Here is a 17,579-nt window from a genome sequence, read left to right on the forward strand (position 1 = left end):
GCACCATCGACAGCAGGGGACGAGAAGCGATGACCGAGACGGACGACGTCACCTCGACCGACGTGACGCTGCTCACCGCGCGCTCGGTGGAGCCCGGCTACGAGCGGGAGTTCAGGGAGTGGTTCGGGCGGGTGACCAGAGCCACCGCCACCTTCCCGGGCCACCTCGGGGACGGTCTGTTCCAGCCTCCCACGGCCTCCGGACCATGGGTCCTCATCCACCGGTTCCGGGACCGTGAGGCCGCTCGGGGGTGGTCGGCGTCGCCCGAGCGGGCAGCACTGTTCGACAACTGCGAGGGCCACCACCAGACCGAGGTGGCCCGTCGTGAACTCTCCGCGATGGAAACCTGGTTCACCCCGCCGCCCGTGACGGCCGCGGCGCCTCCGCCCCGGTGGAAACTGGCGCTCGCCGCCTTCGCCGCCGTACTGCCGGTCTCCCTGGTGGGCAACGGGCTCCTGGGGCCCGCGCTCGCGGACGTCCCGCTGCCCGTGCGGGTGCTGGTGCTCGCTCTGCTGTTCAGCATGCTGATGACGTACGTGATGATGCCGGCCACGACGCGGGTCCTTCGCGGCTGGCTCTATCCCTCCGCCGCCCCCGCGCACGGACGGGCACCGGCCCCTCCGCGTCGGGGCGGGTGAGACGCGGCGCCTGCCCGGGGCGTGGTGCCCCGGGCAGGCCCCGCGTCTCGGCCGGTGGTTCAGCCGGAGGACGGCCCCGGCCGCGACGCCCCGGGGAGCATCCTGGACGCCGAGATGCTCAACGGGCCAGTTCCATGATCTGGCGGACCAGCTCCAGCGCCTGGTCGACGCCCTTGTCGGCCAGGTAGACCAGCTCCACGAAGACGTGATCGACGTCGGTCTCGTCCTCGGTCCGGAGGATGATGTCCACGAGTTCCCGGACCGTCGACTCGGGGGCCGCGTTGACCCGCAGAATGGCGTCGATCTCCGCCGGGTCGCGTCCTTCGGCCTCGGCGACGCGGCGCACCTGCTCCAACGGCCTGCCGACCACGGCGGCCGGGTCGTAGACGGATCCCCGGACGGGCACCGCCACGGGAAGGATGCCGTCCGCGCGGCGGGCCGCCCGGCGCTGGGAGGCCGGGGCGAAGCCGGACAGGTAGACCGGGGGCCGCGGGCTCTGGACCGGCTTGGGCCCGATGTGGGCGGCCGGGAAGGCGTAGTGCCGTCCGGCGTGCCGGGCGACCGGGTCACCGGCCCACACCGCCTCCAGCACGTCCAGGCACTCGTCCAGCCGCGCACCGCGCTCGGTCCAGGGAACGCCCACGCCCTCGTACTCCTCGGGCGACCACCCGGTACCGAGACCGGCGACGAGACGTCCGCCGCTCACCACGTCGATCCCGCTCAGCGAACGGGCCAGGAGCAGCGGGGAGTACCAGGGGGCGATGAGGGTGGAGGTGCCCAGCAGGGCCCGTCGGGTGACGCCCGCGGCGACGCTCAGCGCCACGAACGGGTCGAGCATGGTGCGTAGTTGCCAGGGAATCGTGTCGGTGCCCATGTAACCGACGCTCGGGTTCACGGCCGCCAGCACGCGGTCGCCCACCCACAGACTATCGGCTCCGAGTTCCTCGGCCTGACGGGCGAAGTCGGCCAGTTTGCCGAGTTCCTGGGACATCGCACCGTACTGCGGAAGTGAGAAGCCTATGCGCATGCGGACTCCTGTCGGGATTTCGGCGAAATCGATGGAGCGTCACTTTCGATGTTATCGAGGTCGCGTCGCCCCGGGCCATCGGCTGTCCAACGGACCGGACCCGCGCGGAGCTTGACCAATCCGCGCGGCAGGCCGGCCGCGTGGTGCGGCGAGTGGCGCCGAAGGCCGCACCACCCGCCGCGCGTGTTCCTGAGAGCGCGGTCAGGTCAGGAAGACCGGGGGGTTCTCGCCGCGCAGCCGGTAGTCCGGCCGCGGACGCTCCAGCCGGATCGACTCCAGCACCGTGTACGCGTGGTACTTGGTCTGGGTGGTGGCCCCCGCCAGCCGCTCCCACCAGAGCCGGCCGTCGCTGGTCCTCTTCTCCAGCACATGGCGGGTGGTGTGGTTGGCCATGGAGTTGATCCAGTTCTCGGTTCCGACGAACATCCGGTTCCACCCGGTGTCGGAGACGATGTCGACGAGTGCGTCCGACCGGCTGAACCGCTCGACCGCCTCGGTCGCCCCCTCGAGAACGTCGGCGAAATACTCCACGCACGTTTCGACCTGCTCGTAGGTGCCGTAATGCATGTGGTGGCCGCCGACGAAGAAGTCGAAGTCGTACGCGAGGATCTGTGCGTGGGCTTCGTACCAGCCCGAGATGTTCTGTGAGGCGTCGCAGTGCATGAAGGTGACGCTTCCCGGACTCAGGATGTCCACGGCGGTCAGCACCTTCTGCCGCGGTGCGTAGATGAAGATGTTCCCCGGGCAGTGGTTTTCCCCCTTGTAGGAGAGCTCCAGGGTCACGCCGCCCACGTCGAGGACGAGTTCGTCGTCGAAAACCGTCGTCGGCAGGGGACGCTTCGGGTCCGGGAAGCGCTCCAGGAGATCCCTGGTGAGGCGGTGGGCGACGATCTCGACACCGGGTCCGAACACGGAGGCGGCACCGATGTGATCGGCGTGCCAGTGGCTGTAGATCACATGGGTCACGGGCTTGTCGGTGACGTCCTCGATCGCCGCCAGCATGTTCTCGCCCAGCGTCGGCGGGGCGTCGATCGCGACCACGCCCTCCTCGGTGACGACGAACGCGGCGTCGTAACCGGCGCTGGTGACCCAGTAGAAGCCGCCACGCAGTTCCTCGACGTGGTAGCCGTACTTCTGGAAGTGCTCACTCCGGAAATACGGGGGGTAGTACCCCTCGGGGTCCAGGGGGTCGTCCGCGCCGGCGCGGGGGAACCCGTAGTGGTCGATCCCGTAGAAGCCGGATGTGTGGTCGACGCCGATGGGCTTCTGTCGGTTCTCGCACATGTGCGGGATGCCTCTCTGTTACGGGGTGTCGGTCGGACGGGGCGGCTGTCGCGGTGCCGCGAACCGGAGGACCGCCTTGGTGGCGCGGCCCGAACCCGCGTCGTCGAACGCGGTGTCGATGTCGAGGAAGTCGTAGAAGGACAGCAACCGGTCGATGGGGAACCGCCCGGCCCGGTAGAGCCGCGCGAGGTCGTTGATCAGCAGCGACGAGACGGCGTCGCCCTGGATGATGCCCTGCAACGACTGGCCGAGCGTGAGCCGTCCCGCGTCGACCGACGCGCCCCCGCCCTCGTGGAACGCCACGAAACCGAACCGGCCCAGCGGAGCCAGGGCGCCGACACCGGCGTCGAGGTTCTCCGGGCGGCCGCTCGTGTCGAGGACGTACTCCAGCCCGCGTGCCTCGACGGCTCGGAGCGCTCCGGTCAGGTCCCGGACCTCGGCGGGGTTGACGGTGTGCGTCGCCCCGAGGTCGCGGGCCAGGGCGAGCCTGCTCGCGTCCACGTCGACGGCGATGATCGTGGTGGCGCCGGTGACGCGGGCCGCCATGACCGAGGCCAGTCCCACCGCGCCCACGCCGAAGACGGCGAAGGACGCCCCCGGCGGTACGGCGAGGGACTTCAGGACCGCTCCCGCCCCTGTCTGCACCCCGCACGCCAGCGGAGCCATGACCTCCAGAGGCAGGTCACGGGGAACCTTCACGGTGTTGCGCCGGTGCGCCAGCGCGTACGTCGCGAAGGAGGACTGCCCGAAAAAGTGACCGTGCGGCTCCGTGCCCTGGGCGACGTGCAGGCCGTTGGAGCCGTCCAGGCGCGCTCCCGCGAAGTTGGCCGCCCAGACGTCGTCGCAGTAGGCCGGGTGGGAGGACGCGCACGGCCTGCAGCGGCCGCACGAGTGGTAGGACAGGACGACATGGTCGCCGGGCTCGACGGTGGTGACAGCGGCCCCCACCCGTTCGACTACCCCGGCGCCCTCGTGCCCCAGCACCACGGGGAGCGGGGTGGCCATGCGTTGCGCCCGTACGTGGGCATCGGTCGCGCAGATGCCGGTCGCGACCATGCGGACCAGTACCTCGTCGGGGCGCGGGTCCTCGATCTCGATCTCCCGGAACGTGAAAGGTCCGTCCCGCGTTTCGACGACGGCTGCGCGTGCGGATGTGGTCATACGTCGTGTGCCTCCTGCGGGGCGCCCATGGCGCCGCGATGGGAAAGGTGTGCCGAGAACCTCTGTATTCCTTTACGGAATGGTGAGTTCATGAGCTCCGCGCGACTCAACCTATGTCGGCTGTCGTGTCAGCGGATCGGCCGTCCTATCCGTCGCCGTATCGGTCGTGACGCCGGCCGGGGCGCGATCCTCGACGCCGGTGGCCCGAAAAGCCGGGGCCACATCCGAAGGGCGCCGATGCGTCTTGTCCCAGGGCTTTCGGCGGTATCGCAGAGGGCGCCGCCATCAGGAATGCCGACGGCGATGTACGGACCGAGTTCATCTCGACCGGATGGCCGCCGACCGCGGCTCACATCCGAACCGCACTCCGGGCGGGAGCCGGAGCGGGCCGCGGGGAACTTTGAGAACACCGCTCGCGGACTCCGGAACAAGCCGATGGCCCACGGAGACGGGTGGAAGCGCACCCGTGACGATCCCGTGGGCTCCGTGGGCGTGGCGGTGTACTACCAGCAAACGCCGAGCGGCCCCGCCCTCCCGTCCCTGCCCGACACCGCGACGGGCAGGGACGGCGATGGCCGCGTCGATGGGCGCGGGTCAGGCGCCGTGGTCGGGAAGAGGCTTCTGCCGCTGAGCTTCGGCGACCTTCCGCAACCGGTCGGTGGTGCCGTTGCGACCGGCCTTCCGGACACCGTGTTTGGCCAGCAGCCCGTTGCCCAGCGCCTGGACCGTGCGGTTGGGCGGCGCGGCCAGTCCGGTGGCGGTGTGCGGGGCGTAGCTCGCTTCCGTACCGTCGTGGACCTTCAGCCAGCCGGTGCAGGTCGTCATGGCCAGCCCGACGTTCTGGGGGCGGAAGGAGTGAGCGAGGAGCCCCGCGCGCCTCCCGCCGGGCGGGAGCAGACCGGGAGGCGTCAGAAGGCGGAATCCGGTGCGGTCGTGTCCGGTGATCTTGACGGGCACCACGACGGGGTATCCGTCGGCTCCGCGGTAGGCGAGCAGCCGGTGCGGAAGGGAGCCGACCTTACGAGCGAGCTTGTCGACGTCGAGCCGGGGCGCTGTGCCTTTCTGCGGCGGCCGCTGCTCCGCGGGGGGATCGGGCCAGGCGGCCCCGGTGACCTGGTGCGGCCCGTCCGCCGCCGGATCGGGCCATGTGGTGATCCTCCGGACGTCGACATCGACGCACACCCGGGCCCGGCGGTACTCGCGCAGCAGCCAGTCCCAGATCCGGCCGCTCTTCCCCGGGCCGAAGAAGCGTTCGGTCGCGCTCAGGACATCGTCGAGACGCTGTGCCGAAGGGTGCATGTCGACGACCGCGTCCCCCTGGGCCAGCACGAAGTCCTCCGGGCGGGCGAAGCCGTGTTCGCGTGTGTGGTAGGCGAAGGCGACCTGGGGGTTGTCGAGGATCCGCTCCAGCTTCCGGGGGAAGCCGAGCGAGGTCGTGAACCCGATCCGGCCGGCGCTCCGGTCGGTGAGACCGAGCGGGGAGACACTGACGACGACGGCGCCGCCGGCCGGGGTGACGTAGGCGACCGCGACGTTCAGGTCTCCGGACATGATCTCGTGCGTCGTGTCGGACCAGTGGAGGGGAGTGGAGGTCATGACGGGATTCCTCGCAGTACGCGCAGGTCGGCGGCGGCCTGGCTCTTCATGGCCGGAATGAGCGCGCTGACGTCCTCCGGCATGGTCGCCAGGGCCGCCCGCACCTCCTCCGGGGTGCCCACTTCTTCGAACAGCCCGATCGTGAGATGCCCGGCCACCGTGGGGGAGGACGCGATCACCCGGCGGGAGAACGCGTCCCACCGGTCCGGGGTGATGTGGTCACGGAGTGCGGGAAACAGGACGGACTCCTCGTGTTCCAGGTGAGCGTGGACCCTGTCCCGCACCTCGACGGCCGCATCGCGGAGGGCTGGGCGGCCGGTCCGGGGTCCGCCGTCGACCTCCGCTTGCGCGAGGCGGTCGAGGGCGGTGTCCAGGCGCTCGTGCTCCCGGCTGAGTTCGTCGAACACCTGGCTCTGCTCCGGTGCGGCCGACAGGATCATCGGCCAGAGCCACGCGTCCTCGCTCTCATGGTGATGCCGCAGATTCGCCACCACGAAGTCCCGGAAGACCGCGAGGTTCTCCGCCGGTACCGATGCACGGTCACTGGCGTCGACGAGCAGGCTGGTCGCCACGCGGTGCATGCCGTGGCCGAGGCGGGTCTCCACGCCGGCTCTGGACATGTGCTGCGAAGGTTCTTCCACCGACAGACCTTTCTTGAACGGGATCATCCAGGCCGGGAAGACGGTCACTGGGTTGTCCACCGGATCGTGCGTGCGGCCCGATCCGCGTGAGGAGGCACCTGTTTCCAAAAAACGGTGCGTTTCCCGCGGGGGGCTCGCGCCGGAACCCCGGCTCATCGGCCCCGGGGCCGGAAGGACCGCGGCGACGAGGGCCGAGGCGGGAGCGAACGTGCCGCCCTCAACCTGTCCGGATCCGCGTCAGGCAAACGCACCCACCACACCAGGCCCAGGCACCTCCACCGTACCGTGGTCGGCCGTGCGGCGCGGCCGGCCGGTGAGGCCGGCGGCTCTGCTGTCCGGCCCTTCCTGAGCTGCGCGGGGACCGGAGGCACCAGCCTTTCACCGCTCGGTGGAGCGGGTGACGATCCGTACGGCGACGAGGAGTCGTCGCCGGTACTCCTCAAGGCTCGCGGACTCGTACTTGGCCCCGGCCGACGCGTCGAAGAGGTGCTGGGCGAGGTCGGCCGGGGTCAGCCCGTTCTCCTTCCAGGGCGCGACATGACCGGTCCGTTCCAGCAGGCGGCCGGTATCGGCCACGAGGTCGCGTTCGAGCCCGCTCATCGTGTCGGCGGCGAAACTCTGGGCCGCCTGGAGGACTTCGGCGAAGATCAGCCGGTCGACGGCCGCGACGGTGACGCCGTGGAACGCCTCGAACGCGTCGGCCGGCCGCCTCTCGACAGGGTGGTCGTCGCGGCCCAGGGGTACGGGCGGAGGCCCGACGCACGGGCGATGGCGGGAGGGCGGGGGCGGCTCCGGGATCCGCGGGCCGGCGGGTCAGCCGCTGACGTCTGTCCCGGGCCGGGCGGGGGCCCGTCCGCCGAGATGCTCGGCGAAGAAGCGTTCGAGGGTGCGGTACAGCTGGATGTTGCTCTCGGGGTTGAGGAACCAGTGCCCCTCCGACTCGTTCAGCAGGTACTCGACCTCGGCCCCGCGCGAGCGGAGGGCCTCGACCACGCGGTCGGAGTGCCGACGGTCCACGCGTACGTCGTTGGCCCCGTGGATCAGCAGCATCGGCGCGGTGATGTCGTCCACCCGGCTGATCGGGGAGCGGGCGAGCATGTCGGCGCGCTGGCGGGGGTCATCCGGGTCGCCGATGTAGCGCAGATAGCTGTTCTCGACGGCGCGCCGGGCGATGGGGATCACCGACTCGACGAGATCCACCAGGTCGGACATCCCGGTGTAGCTGACCGCCGCGGCGAACCGGTCCGGCGTGAACGAGGCGCCGACCAGTGCGGCGTAGCCGCCGTAGGAGGAGCCGAAGATCGCGGTCCGGCCCGGGTCCGAGTAACCCTGCCCGACCGCCCAGTCGAGGGCGTCGATCAGGTCGTCGTGCATGCGCCCGGCGAACTGGCCGATCGCGGCCCGCATATGGGCCTTGCCGTATCCGGTCGAGCCGCGGAAGTTGACCTGGAGCACCGCGTAGCCGCGGTTGGCCAGGAGCTGCACCTCCGGGTCGAAGCTCCAGCTGTCGCGGTACCACGGGCCTCCGTGCACCAGCAGCACGGTCGGCAGATCGCGGTCGCCGCCGCCGGGCGGCAGCGTCAGGTGGCAGGGCAGTTCGAGGCCGTCGCGGGCGGTGACGGTGACCGGGGTGACCGGTGCCAGCTCATCGGGGTCCAGGTGCGGGAACGGGCGGAACAGGCGGCGTGCCCGTCCTGTCGTGTGGTCGTAGAACCAGGTGACATCGGGGTCGCGGTCGTGGGTGAAGTCCACCACCCAGCGTTGCGCGGTGGCGTCGCAGGACACGTGCTTCAGGTCGCCGTCGGACAGTTCGGCGAGCCGCTCCAGTACGGACGCGAAGTGCGGGTCGAGCGCGTGGATCTCCTGGCGGGCCCCCAGGTAACGGGTGCCGAGCAGCTCTCCGGTGCGCGGGTGGAGGATCAGCGAGGACGGAAAGCGCGGGTCGGCCTCGGGGCGAGGGGTGTCCAGGTCGAACACCGGGTGGCCGTCCACCTCGGTCACCTCGCCGGTCTCCAGGTCGAGGCGCGCCAGGTAGGTGCGGTCCGAACCGCGTGACGTGCCGATCCACAGCCCCGTCCCGTCCGGTGTGGGCGCGATGGGGAGCACCGCCAGGAGGACGTCGGTGCCCGGGAAGCGCGCGATCGTCCGCTTCCCGTCGCCGTCCCACTGGTGCAGGACGTGGTCGCCGCCCTCCTCCAGGGTGAAGGCCAGCAGCCGCCCGGGGGTGGGCAGCCAGGACACCACGTCACCGGGGTTCTCGGCGGCCGGGACCAGCAGGCCCGTCTCCAGGTCGAGTTCGTACAGGTCGTTGAGGTCGGGGCGGCGCCTGTTGAGCTGGACGTACGCGATCTCCGGCCGGTCGGGCGCGAGCGTGACCGCGAGGAGGCGTACGCCCTCGTACGGGGTCAGATCGACGGCGGGCTCCTCGGGCCGGGCGGGGTCGGCGTGGTACAGGTGCCAGTTCTCGTCCCCGTCGGTGTCCTGCTGGAACAGCAGGTGGCGGCCGTCCGCGGACCAGAAGAACGCGTCGACGCCCCGGCGGGTCTGCGAGGTGACGCGCCGTGCGTGCGGGCCGTCGTCGGGGGTGGACCAGTCGGAGTCCACGTCCCGGACGAACAGGTTGAGCCGGTCGCGCCAGGGCGCGAGGTAGGCGACCTTGGCTCCGTCCGGGGACAGGACGGCCCGGCTGCGGGCGGGCGGGCCGAACAGCTCCTCGACGGGGATCAGTCTGGAGGGGGTGGTCATGGTGATCCTCCTGGCGGGTCGGGGGTACGGACGCGGAGGCCGCCGCTGACCGGAGCGCACACGCTCCTGTCCGGCGGGCCCTTCCGAGTCCAGACCCCGACGTCGCGTCGGACTCAAGCCGAGGTGCTGTGATGTGCATCACATGGCTGAAGGTGACCAGGCGACCAGAGCGACCAGGGTGACGGCAGGGGCGCCGTCAGCTCCCGTCCCGGGCGACGAGACGCCGCTGCACCAGGCGCAGCACGCGGTGCTGCACCGGCCGCAGCGCGTGCTCGCTGAACTGGTCCACCAGCCGTGCGGCCCGCCGGTCGAACAGGGCGGGCGGGCCGAGCCGTGTCAGCAGGGGGACGAGGTGGGCGACGAGGTCGTCGGCCAGGGCCGCGACATCCTCTTCGGGAGTCCCGGCGTCGAGGGCGTAGAAACGCGCCGTCAGCCCGGCGAACGCGGCCTCGTCCTCGTCGGCCCCGCTGAACAGCGCGGCCAGCCCCGCCGGGTCGTCCGCCAGCAGGTGACCGGCCAGGATCAGCAGCTCGTGCTCGTAGCGGGCCATGCCGGGGGACTGCTCCGCGTCGGCGGAGCGCCGGGCGGCGAGCGCGGGATCGAGGTCCGGAGGCGTGCCGGTGCGGCGCAGCGCGGCGATGCTGGCCCGGCGGGCCGTGAGCCGTTCGATCTCGGCGGCCGTCCGGCGGTCGAGATCGTCGAGCAGCTCCTCGGCGGCCGCGGAGTCGTCGAGGACCGACGGCAGCTCGGACAGCGGCACGCCGAGCGCGGTCAGCCGGGTGATGCGCAGGAGCCGGACGAGGTGGTCGACGCCGTAGTGCCGGTAGCCGCCCGCCGAGCGCGGCGGCTCGGGCAGCAGCCCGATCTGGTGGTAGTGGCGCAGGGTACGGACGGTGACACCGGCCAGTTCGGCCAGTTCACTGCTGCGCATCGGCGCGCTCCTTCGCTTCGGGGCCGCGCCGGGCGCGCGACGCGGTCACGGTGAACAGGGCGCCGCCGCACAGGGCGTCGACGCGCACCCGGCGCGGTTCGCGCCCGGCACCGGTGACCCATACTCCGCAACGACTCCGCCGCCGCTCCGCAGCCACCCCGGCCGGAGCGTCCCGGCAGCCGGTTCCGGCCGCCCGGATCCCCGGCCGCCCCGATCCCCCGCCCGGGGGCGGTCCCGCCCGGAGTGATCCCCGCCGCAGCGTTCCTCCGGGCGGTGTGGCACCCTTCGGCGTAGAACCTTCACGTGACGGGAAACCTTTCCCGCCGCGTGCCGCGTCCGGCCCCGAGCCGTCGCCGCGGGTGCCACGACCTGGGCAAATCGCACCTTCCCGGGACAAGGGAGGGTGCGCCGCGGCGCTCTTTCCCCGCAGGCGCATGGTGAGTGACCATCAAGGGCAGAAGGTCATCGACGAGACGAGGGGGACCGGCGTGAAGGTGGGACTGCTGAGCCGTGAGTACCCCCCGGACGTCTACGGCGGCGCCGGTGTCCATGTCGAGTTCCTGGCCCGGGAGTTGCGCGAGCTCACCGATCTGCAGGTCCACTCCTGGGGCGAAGGGGCCTCGGACGGCCTGATCCGCCACCGGCCCGGCCGGGAGCTGGACGGTGCCAACGACGCGCTGCGCGCCTTCTCCGTGGACCTGTCCATCGCCGCCGCGCTCGAAGGCCGCGACCTCGTCCACTCGCACACCTGGTACGCCAACCTCGCCGGCCACCTCGCCGGACTGCTCTACGGCATCCCGCACGTGATGACCGCCCATTCGCTGGAGCCCCTGCGGCCCTGGAAGGCCGAACAACTCGGCGGGGGCTACGCGTTGTCCAGCTGGGCCGAGCGCACCGCGGTGGAGTCCGCCGACGCGGTGATCGCCGTCTCGCACGGAATGCGTGCCGACATCCTCGGCTGCTACCCGCGGCTGGACCCCGACCGGGTCAGGGTCGTCCACAACGGCATCGACACCCGCCTGTACCGGCCCGTGCCCGGCGTCGACGTACTGCACCGCCTGGGCGTCGATCCGGACCGCCCCTTCGTCCTGTTCGTCGGCCGCATCACGCGCCAGAAGGGTGTCCCGCACCTGCTGCGCGCCGCCCACCGGCTCGACCCCTCCGTGCAGGTGGTGCTCTGCGCGGGCGCTCCCGACACGCCGGAGATCGAGGCGGAGTTCCGTGAACTCTTCGGCGAGCTGGACCGCTCGCGTGACGGGGTCCACTGGATCCCGGACATGCTGCCGCGCCCCGACGTCATCCAACTCCTCAGCAGGGCAGCCGTGTTCGTCTGTCCTTCGGTGTACGAGCCCCTGGGTATCGTCAACCTCGAAGCGATGGCGTGCGGCACGGCGGTCGTCGCCTCCGCGGTCGGCGGCATCCCCGAGGTCGTCTCCGACGGCGAGACGGGACTGCTCGTGCCGTACGAGGCCGACCAGCCCGACCGGTTCGAGGCGGATCTCGCCGAGGCGATCGGTCAGGTGCTCGCCGACCCTGCGGGGGCCCGGCGGATGGGGGAGGCGGGCCGTGAACGTGCGGTGCGTGAGTTCGGCTGGGACATGGTCGCCCGACGGACTCTTGCGGTGTACGAGGAGTTCGTCAAAAGCGTGTAGTCCGGAACGGTTCGGTGTTTCAGCAGGGGAGAGTGGCCATGCGCGCTGGACCTTCGGTGCTCGGGATCGTACTCGCGGGAGGAGAGGGCAAACGGCTGATGCCGCTGACGGCCGACCGGGCGAAGCCCGCGGTGACGTTCGGCGGGACCTACCGACTGGTCGACTTCGTCCTGTCGAACCTCGTCAACGCGAACATCCTGAGGATCTGCGTCCTCACCCAGTACAAGTCGCACTCGCTGGACCGCCATGTGACCACCACCTGGCGGATGTCCAGCCTGCTCGGCAACTACGTCACGCCGGTCCCGGCCCAGCAGCGCCTCGGCCCGCGCTGGTATCTCGGCAGCGCGGACGCCATCCTGCAGTCGCTCAACCTCGTCCATGACGAACAGCCGGACTACATCGCGGTGTTCGGCGCCGACCACGTCTACCGCATGGACGCGGGCCAGATGCTGGAGCGGCACATCGAGAGCGGTGCGGGCGTGACCGTCGCCGGCATCAAGGTGCCCCGTTCGGAGGCCTCCGCCTTCGGCATCATCACCCCGGCCTCCGACGGCTCCCGCATGGAGCGGTTCCTGGAGAAGCCCTCCGACCCGCCCGGCCTGCCCGATGACCCGACCAAGGTCTTCGCCTCGATGGGCAACTACATCTTCTCCACGAAGGCCCTGGTCGACGCCCTCCACCAGGACGCCGAGGACGACAACTCCGTCCACGACATGGGCGGATCCATCCTGCCCATGCTCACCGAGCTCGGGACCGCGCACGTCTACGACTTCGACGAGAACCACGTGCCGGGCGAGACCCGGCGCGAGCACGGGTACTGGCGGGACGTGGGTTCCCTGGACAGCTACTACGAGGCCCACATGGACCTCATCTCCGAGCAGCCGCTGTTCAGCCTCTACAACCGGCACTGGCCCATGTACACCCACGCGGGCCACCAGGCCCCGGCCCGTTTCGTCTCCGGAGGCATCGCCGGCGAGTCGATCGTCAGTCCGGGCTGCGTGATCCGCGGCCAGGTCACCGGCTCCGTACTCTCACCCGGAGTGATCGTCGAACAGGGCGCGGTGGTCCAGGGCTCGGTGCTGCACCACGGTGTACGCGTCGGCAGGGGAGCGGTCGTGCGCAACGCGATCCTCGACAAGAACGTCGACGTCCCGCCCGGGGCGACGATTGGCGTCAACCCCGAGCGGGACCACGAGCGCTACACCGTCTCCCGCAACGGCGTGATCGCCCTCGGCAAGGGCCAGGCGGTGCTGTAGCAGCCACTGGACGCTCTCCGGCGATGGCGATGACGGTAGCCGCAGCTGTGTGGCGGGGGCGATCTGCGCGCCGCCGTGCTCAGCGGTCGACGTAGCCCATGTGGACCGTGTCGTAGCGGTCGCCCTGTACGCCGACACGCGCCGCCAGGCCGTCGAGCGCGGCGAGTTCGTCGGAGGAGAGCGCGACCGCGGTGGCCCCGGTGTTCTCGCTGATCCGGGAGACGCGGCGGGTCCCCGGGATCGGCACGATCCACGGATGCTGGGCGAGCAGCCAGGCCAGGGCGATCTGCCCCGGCGTGACCTGCTTGCCCGCGGCGAGTGAACGTACGTGGTCGACGATCGCCTGGTTCGCCGCGAGGTTCTCGCGTTCGAAGCGCGGCAGACGGTTGCGGATGTCCCCTTCACCGAACGAGGTGCCGGCGGGGACCGTTCCGGTGAGGAACCCCTTGCCGAGGGGGCTGAACGGAACGAAACCGATGCCCAGTTCGGCCAGGACCGGCAGGACCTCCGCCTCGGGGTCCCGCGTCCACAGCGAGTACTCGCTCTGCACCGCCGTCACCGGGAACACCGCGTGGGCCCGCCGGATGGTGGCCGCGGCGGCCTCGGAGAGACCGAAGTGCCGCACCTTGCCCTCGGCGACGAGTTCCCCCACGGTCCCGGCGACCTCCTCGATGGGTACGCCGGGGTCCACGCGGTGCTGGTAGAACAGGTCGATCACATCGGTCCGCAGCCGCCGGAGGGAGGCTTCGGCGACACGGCGGATCTGCTCGGGCCGGCTGTCGAGCCCCGTGCTGACGCCGTCGCGGATGTCCCAGCCGAACTTGGTCGCGAGCACCACCTGCTCGCGCAGGGGACGCAGCGCCTCGCCGACGAGCTCCTCGTTCACGTACGGGCCGTACACCTCGGCCGTGTCGAAGAAGGTCACCCCCAGATCGACCGCGGTACGCAGCACCTTGACCATGTCGTCGCGATCGCCGGGATTGGGGCCGTAGCTCTGCGACATCCCCATCGCGCCGAGCCCGACGGCGGAGACCTCCAGACGCTGTCCGAGAGTGCGGGTGTGCATGGCCTGCTCCCTTGCGCTGTCGTGCGCCCAGCTCGGTACCCGGCGCCGCGAGGCCATTGTCCGCCGGAGCCCCCTGCCTTCGCCGGAGGCCCGGCGAAGGCGGTGGGGACATCGGTAGGACGTTCCGTGCCGGAGGGCCGACTGGCAGCACGGCGGGCGGTGCGGGCGAACCGTACGGTGGGCGGTGTACGCGACACGGGTGGCGTCCGCCTGGCTCAGGCCGCCGGGTCTCCCCGTCTACTGTCCGCCGAGCTGCTTCTGGAGGACGGAGAGCACGCTCCGGGCCGCGGTGGGGCCGGTGTTGAGGTAGAACACGTCGTCGTCGACGGAGACGGCGGTCTTCCCGGCCACCGCCGAAAGAGTGGGCCACAACGGAGCTTTGCGGAGCGCCGCCGCCTTCGTGTCGCCGCCCTGGACCCCGTAGAAGATCCAGTCGGCGTCCGCGCGGTCCAGCTGCTCGTTGCTGATGTCCTCGGACGTCTCGTCGAACTGCTGGCTCTCGGGGCGTCGGAGACCGGCGTCCTCGGCGATGCTGCCGGTGAAGGACGGCACCCCGAAGACTCGGAGCCGGCTGCCGTTCATGCGCAGGAAGGACACCGAGACCGGCTTCTTCACCTGCTCGCCGAGGGCGGCGGCATCGGTGTGGAAGGCGTCCAGGAACTTCTGCGCCTGCTGTGTCCTGCCCACGGCGTCGGCGAGCAGGAGGAAGTCCTGCTTCCAGTACACGCCCGTTCCCTGGGTGGCGACGGTCGGGGCCAGCGCGCTGAGCGAGGTGTACAGGCTCTTGGCGTCCTTGCCCGCGATGTTCATCAGGATGAGGTCGGGCTTGATGTTCGCGACGGCCTCAAGGCTCGGCTCGAAGCGTGAGCCGACGTCGGCGACGGACGCGAGCTGCTCGGCGTTCCGGGGGAACGCCTTCCTGAGGTAGGAGGGGAGCAGACCGGCGCCCTCGCCGCGCGTGGAGCCGGCCGGAACGACGCCGAGGGTGAGCAGGGCGTCCGCCTGGCCGGTGGAGATGACCACGACCCTCTTCGGGGCCGCCTTCAGCTCCGTTCTGCCTTCGAAGTGCGCGACGGTCCGGGGGAAGACGCCGTCCCGCTCGCCGCTGCCCATGCCCTTCGGGACGGAGCGGGGGGCCGTCGGGGTGGCGGGCGAGGCCGCCGCGGAACTGCCGCCCCCGGCGGCGTTGTTGCCCGCGCTGTCCGTCTCCCCGCCGGAGCAGCCGGTGAGGGTGACCAGCGCGCCGAGGGCCAGGGCGGAGGTGAACCGCGCGAACCGAGGGTAGTTGAATCTTGTCATACCCGATAGCTTAGGCTTACCTAAGTGACGTATCCGCCGGTCAGCCGGTGGGGTGCGTCACACGACAGGCCGGGATGTGGCCCGGCCCGGGACGTTTCCTCCATCGAAGAGAACAGCACCAGTGAAGACCACTTCGGAGCCGCTGAAGGCTCCGTGGCACACCCCGGCGACACCAGCGCCCCGCCGGACGCGCCGCGCCCGCAACTCGAAACTCTCCCTGGGCTGGGCCCTCGGTATGAGCGCGGTCCTCGCGCTGGCGGTGGTCAGCCTCGGCGTAGGGTCGCGCACCATCGCCCTCGACGCGATCTGGGCCGCGCTGACCGGCCACGGGAGCGCCGCGGACACCGCCGTCGTCTGGCAGTTGCGGATGCCGCGCACCCTGCTGGGGTGCGTCGTGGGCGCGGCGCTGGGCGTGGCCGGTGTGCTGATGCAGTCGCTGACCCGGAACCCCCTGGCGGAACCCGGCCTGGCCGGAGTGAACGCGGGGGCCTCCTTCGCCGTCGTCCTGGCCATCTCCCTGTTCGGGGTGACGGACACCTCGGGCTACGTGTGGTTCGCCTTCGCCGGAGCCGTACTCGCCGCACTCGCCGTCCATGGGCTCACACGGCGCGGCATGGCCGCCGGGCAGCACACCCGGCTCGTCCTGGCGGGCGCGGCGGCCTCGGCCACCCTGGGGGCGATCACCGGCATCCTGACGATGTCCGACGCGACGACCTTCGACTCCTACCGCTTCTGGGTGGTCGGCGCCCTGGAGAACCGGGGAGAGCCCGCGTTGCTCGCGGCCGCGCCGTTCGTGGCCGTGGGGATCGCCCTCGCGCTGCCGCTCGGCCCCGCCCTCAACGCCCTTGCCCTGGGGGAGGAACAGGGCTCCGCGCTGGGGCTGCGGACCGGGGCGGTCCGTGCCGTCGGCATGATCTCGGTCATGCTGCTGTGCGGAGCGGCCACCGCGGCGGCCGGCCCGATCGCCTTCGTCGGACTCGTCGTCCCGCACCTGCTGAGGATGCTCCTGGGCCCCGACGTGCGCTGGCTCCTGGCCTACGCGATCCCGGCCGGAGCGGTCCTCGTCCTCACCAGCGACATCGTCGGCCGTGTGATCGCCCCGCCGGGCGAGATCGAGGCGGGCATCGTGACGGCCTTCGTCGGCGCCCCGGTCCTCATGTGGCTCGTCAACCGCGGCAGGGCGGTGGGCGCATGAGGACGGGAAGCGAGCAGAACGCGGGGCGGGTGGCGCTGTCGCTGCCGGGCGGCAGGTCGGTACGGTTCGCCCGGCGGGCCTGCTGGGCCGGACTGCTCATGGCGGTGGCGTGCCTGCTGGTGGGTGCGCTCGGCGTGTTCACCGGGACCTACCACATCACCGCGGGGCAGGTGCTGGACGTTTTCGGCGGCGGGGGCGGCACCACGGACCGCTTCATCGTGATCGACCAGCGCCTCGCCCGCCTGTGCGCGGCCCTGGTGGTCGGCGCGTCCCTGGGACTTGCGGGCTCCCTCTTCCAGGCTCTGACCCGCAACCCGCTCGGCAGCCCCGACATCATCGGGTTCACCACCGGCTCCACCACCGGAGCCCTGACCGTCCTGCTCGTCGGCGGCGCCGGTACGGGGATCGGCGCGGGCGGCGGCGCGGTGCTCGGCGGCCTGGCCACCGCCGTCCTCGTGCAGGTGATGTCGGCCGGCGGAGGAACCCGCGGCGGCAGCCGTCTGATCATCACGGGTATCGCCATGGGGGCGATGCTGGCATCGGTGAACGACTACCTCATCACCCGCGCCGACATCGAGTCGGCGGAGAGCGCCAAGGCCTGGACCTTCGGGAGCCTGAACGCCATCACCTGGAACCAGTCGCTGCCCGCCCTGCTCGCCTTTCCGGCCCTGCTCGCCGTGTCCGCCGCGCTGGCCCGGCCGCTGCGGATGATGGAAATGGGCGACGACACCGCCGCGGGCCTCGGCATCCGGACCCGGCACGTGCGTTTCACGGCCCTCGCCGTGGGGGTCGCCCTGACGGGGACGGCCATCGCGGTCGCCGGACCGATCGGCTTCCTTGCCCTGGCCGCCCCCCAACTGGCGCGCCGCGTCGCCCGCGTCCCGGCGGCGCCCGTGGGGACGGCGGCCCTCACGGGAGCCCTGCTGCTGTGCACGGCCGACTACGCGGCCCAACGGGCACTCGCACCGTTTCAGATCCCGGTCGGCCTGGTGACGGGAGCCCTGGGAGGCGTGTACCTGCTCTGGCTCCTGTGGCGCCAGGACTGACCACCGCCGACGGCCCCGACCCGCCCTGGGCGGAGGGCGTGC

General features: G+C 71.4%; 15 protein-coding genes. 5 read left to right on the forward strand and 10 right to left on the reverse strand.

Annotated features, from left to right (window positions below):
* Positions 1-29 precede the first annotated feature (29 nt).
* A complete protein-coding gene (locus ACIRRU_RS11965; protein WP_403678959.1) occupies positions 30-638 on the forward strand; it encodes an antibiotic biosynthesis monooxygenase in 609 nt (202 codons plus the stop codon).
* Between the two features lie 118 nt (positions 639-756).
* Here the strand turns inward: ACIRRU_RS11965 and ACIRRU_RS11970 are convergent, their stop codons facing one another.
* The 8 genes from ACIRRU_RS11970 to ACIRRU_RS12005 form a co-directional block, all read right to left on the reverse strand.
* Complete coding sequence (locus ACIRRU_RS11970) at positions 757-1,665, reverse strand: TIGR03619 family F420-dependent LLM class oxidoreductase (RefSeq protein ID WP_403678960.1); 909 nt, start codon at positions 1,663-1,665, stop codon at positions 757-759.
* Positions 1,666-1,866: 201 nt separating this feature from the next.
* Positions 1,867-2,949: an MBL fold metallo-hydrolase gene (locus ACIRRU_RS11975; protein ID WP_403678962.1), complete on the reverse strand. Its 1,083-nt coding sequence runs from the start codon at positions 2,947-2,949 to the stop codon at positions 1,867-1,869.
* Positions 2,950-2,967: 18 nt separating this feature from the next.
* The gene (locus tag ACIRRU_RS11980; protein WP_403678963.1) at positions 2,968-4,110 is read right to left on the reverse strand and encodes an NAD(P)-dependent alcohol dehydrogenase; all 1,143 of its coding nucleotides are present in this window, start codon (positions 4,108-4,110) and stop codon (positions 2,968-2,970) included.
* Positions 4,111-4,704: 594 nt separating this feature from the next.
* Positions 4,705-5,706, reverse strand: a complete 1,002-nt coding sequence (locus ACIRRU_RS11985) for a hypothetical protein (RefSeq protein WP_403678965.1) — start codon at positions 5,704-5,706, stop codon at positions 4,705-4,707.
* The gene (locus tag ACIRRU_RS11990) at positions 5,703-6,326 is read right to left on the reverse strand and encodes a hemerythrin domain-containing protein (RefSeq protein ID WP_403678966.1); all 624 of its coding nucleotides are present in this window, start codon (positions 6,324-6,326) and stop codon (positions 5,703-5,705) included. Before ACIRRU_RS11990 ends, ACIRRU_RS11985 begins: the two co-directional genes overlap by 4 nt.
* Before the next feature lie 399 nt (positions 6,327-6,725).
* Positions 6,726-6,947 carry a hypothetical protein gene (locus ACIRRU_RS11995; RefSeq protein WP_403678968.1) on the reverse strand — a complete coding sequence of 74 codons (222 nt, stop codon included), beginning with the start codon at positions 6,945-6,947 and terminating at the stop codon, positions 6,726-6,728.
* A gap of 213 nt (positions 6,948-7,160) precedes the next feature.
* Positions 7,161-9,092, reverse strand: a complete 1,932-nt coding sequence (locus tag ACIRRU_RS12000) for a S9 family peptidase (RefSeq protein ID WP_403678969.1) — start codon at positions 9,090-9,092, stop codon at positions 7,161-7,163.
* A 196-nt stretch (positions 9,093-9,288) separates the two neighbouring features.
* On the reverse strand, positions 9,289-10,023 hold the full coding sequence (locus ACIRRU_RS12005; protein WP_403678971.1) for a MerR family transcriptional regulator: 735 nt from the start codon (positions 10,021-10,023) through the stop codon (positions 9,289-9,291).
* A 488-nt stretch (positions 10,024-10,511) separates the two neighbouring features.
* Here ACIRRU_RS12005 and glgA point away from each other — a divergent pair, with 488 nt between their 5' ends.
* On the forward strand, positions 10,512-11,675 hold the full coding sequence (glgA, locus tag ACIRRU_RS12010; protein WP_403679141.1) for a glycogen synthase: 1,164 nt from the start codon (positions 10,512-10,514) through the stop codon (positions 11,673-11,675).
* A gap of 38 nt (positions 11,676-11,713) precedes the next feature.
* The gene (gene glgC, locus ACIRRU_RS12015; RefSeq protein ID WP_403678973.1) at positions 11,714-12,931 is read left to right on the forward strand and encodes a glucose-1-phosphate adenylyltransferase; all 1,218 of its coding nucleotides are present in this window, start codon (positions 11,714-11,716) and stop codon (positions 12,929-12,931) included.
* Between the two features lie 79 nt (positions 12,932-13,010).
* Here glgC and ACIRRU_RS12020 read toward each other — a convergent pair whose 3' ends face one another.
* Positions 13,011-13,997 (reverse strand): aldo/keto reductase, encoded by a 987-nt coding sequence (locus tag ACIRRU_RS12020; protein WP_403678975.1) that lies wholly within the window; start codon positions 13,995-13,997, stop codon positions 13,011-13,013.
* A 237-nt stretch (positions 13,998-14,234) separates the two neighbouring features.
* Entirely contained in the window at positions 14,235-15,296 is a 1,062-nt protein-coding gene (locus ACIRRU_RS12025) for an ABC transporter substrate-binding protein (RefSeq protein ID WP_403678977.1), read from the reverse strand.
* Between the two features lie 121 nt (positions 15,297-15,417).
* On the opposite strand from ACIRRU_RS12025, the gene ACIRRU_RS12030 reads away from it, so the two are divergent.
* Together ACIRRU_RS12030 and ACIRRU_RS12035 are read left to right on the forward strand one after the other, a co-directional pair.
* On the forward strand, positions 15,418-16,491 hold the full coding sequence (locus ACIRRU_RS12030) for a FecCD family ABC transporter permease (RefSeq protein WP_403678979.1): 1,074 nt from the start codon (positions 15,418-15,420) through the stop codon (positions 16,489-16,491).
* Complete coding sequence (locus tag ACIRRU_RS12035; protein ID WP_403678980.1) at positions 16,488-17,537, forward strand: FecCD family ABC transporter permease; 1,050 nt, start codon at positions 16,488-16,490, stop codon at positions 17,535-17,537. Before ACIRRU_RS12030 ends, ACIRRU_RS12035 begins: the two co-directional genes overlap by 4 nt.
* Positions 17,538-17,579 lie beyond the last annotated feature (42 nt).

The sequence above is a fragment of the Streptomyces sp. NPDC101181 genome (assembly GCF_044767975.1).
Lineage (GTDB): Bacteria > Actinomycetota > Actinomycetes > Streptomycetales > Streptomycetaceae > Streptomyces.

Excerpts from the sequence above, each read along its gene's own strand:
- ACIRRU_RS11990 (WP_403678966.1), bottom strand. The coding sequence starts at position 6,326 with ATGTCCAGAGCCGGCGTGGAGACCCGCCTCGGCCACGGCATGCACCGC.
- ACIRRU_RS11995 (WP_403678968.1), bottom strand. The coding sequence starts at position 6,947 with ATGAGCGGGCTCGAACGCGACCTCGTGGCCGATACCGGCCGCCTGCTG.
- ACIRRU_RS11965 (WP_403678959.1), top strand. The coding sequence starts at position 30 with ATGACCGAGACGGACGACGTCACCTCGACCGACGTGACGCTGCTCACC.
- ACIRRU_RS12035 (WP_403678980.1), top strand. The coding sequence starts at position 16,488 with ATGAGGACGGGAAGCGAGCAGAACGCGGGGCGGGTGGCGCTGTCGCTG.
- ACIRRU_RS11980 (WP_403678963.1), bottom strand. The coding sequence starts at position 4,110 with ATGACCACATCCGCACGCGCAGCCGTCGTCGAAACGCGGGACGGACCT.
- ACIRRU_RS12005 (WP_403678971.1), bottom strand. The coding sequence starts at position 10,023 with ATGCGCAGCAGTGAACTGGCCGAACTGGCCGGTGTCACCGTCCGTACC.
- ACIRRU_RS12025 (WP_403678977.1), bottom strand. The coding sequence starts at position 15,296 with ATGACAAGATTCAACTACCCTCGGTTCGCGCGGTTCACCTCCGCCCTG.
- ACIRRU_RS11970 (WP_403678960.1), bottom strand. The coding sequence starts at position 1,665 with ATGCGCATAGGCTTCTCACTTCCGCAGTACGGTGCGATGTCCCAGGAA.
- ACIRRU_RS12000 (WP_403678969.1), bottom strand. The coding sequence starts at position 9,092 with ATGACCACCCCCTCCAGACTGATCCCCGTCGAGGAGCTGTTCGGCCCG.
- glgC (WP_403678973.1), top strand. The coding sequence starts at position 11,714 with ATGCGCGCTGGACCTTCGGTGCTCGGGATCGTACTCGCGGGAGGAGAG.
- ACIRRU_RS12020 (WP_403678975.1), bottom strand. The coding sequence starts at position 13,997 with ATGCACACCCGCACTCTCGGACAGCGTCTGGAGGTCTCCGCCGTCGGG.
- ACIRRU_RS11975 (WP_403678962.1), bottom strand. The coding sequence starts at position 2,949 with ATGTGCGAGAACCGACAGAAGCCCATCGGCGTCGACCACACATCCGGC.
- ACIRRU_RS11985 (WP_403678965.1), bottom strand. The coding sequence starts at position 5,706 with ATGACCTCCACTCCCCTCCACTGGTCCGACACGACGCACGAGATCATG.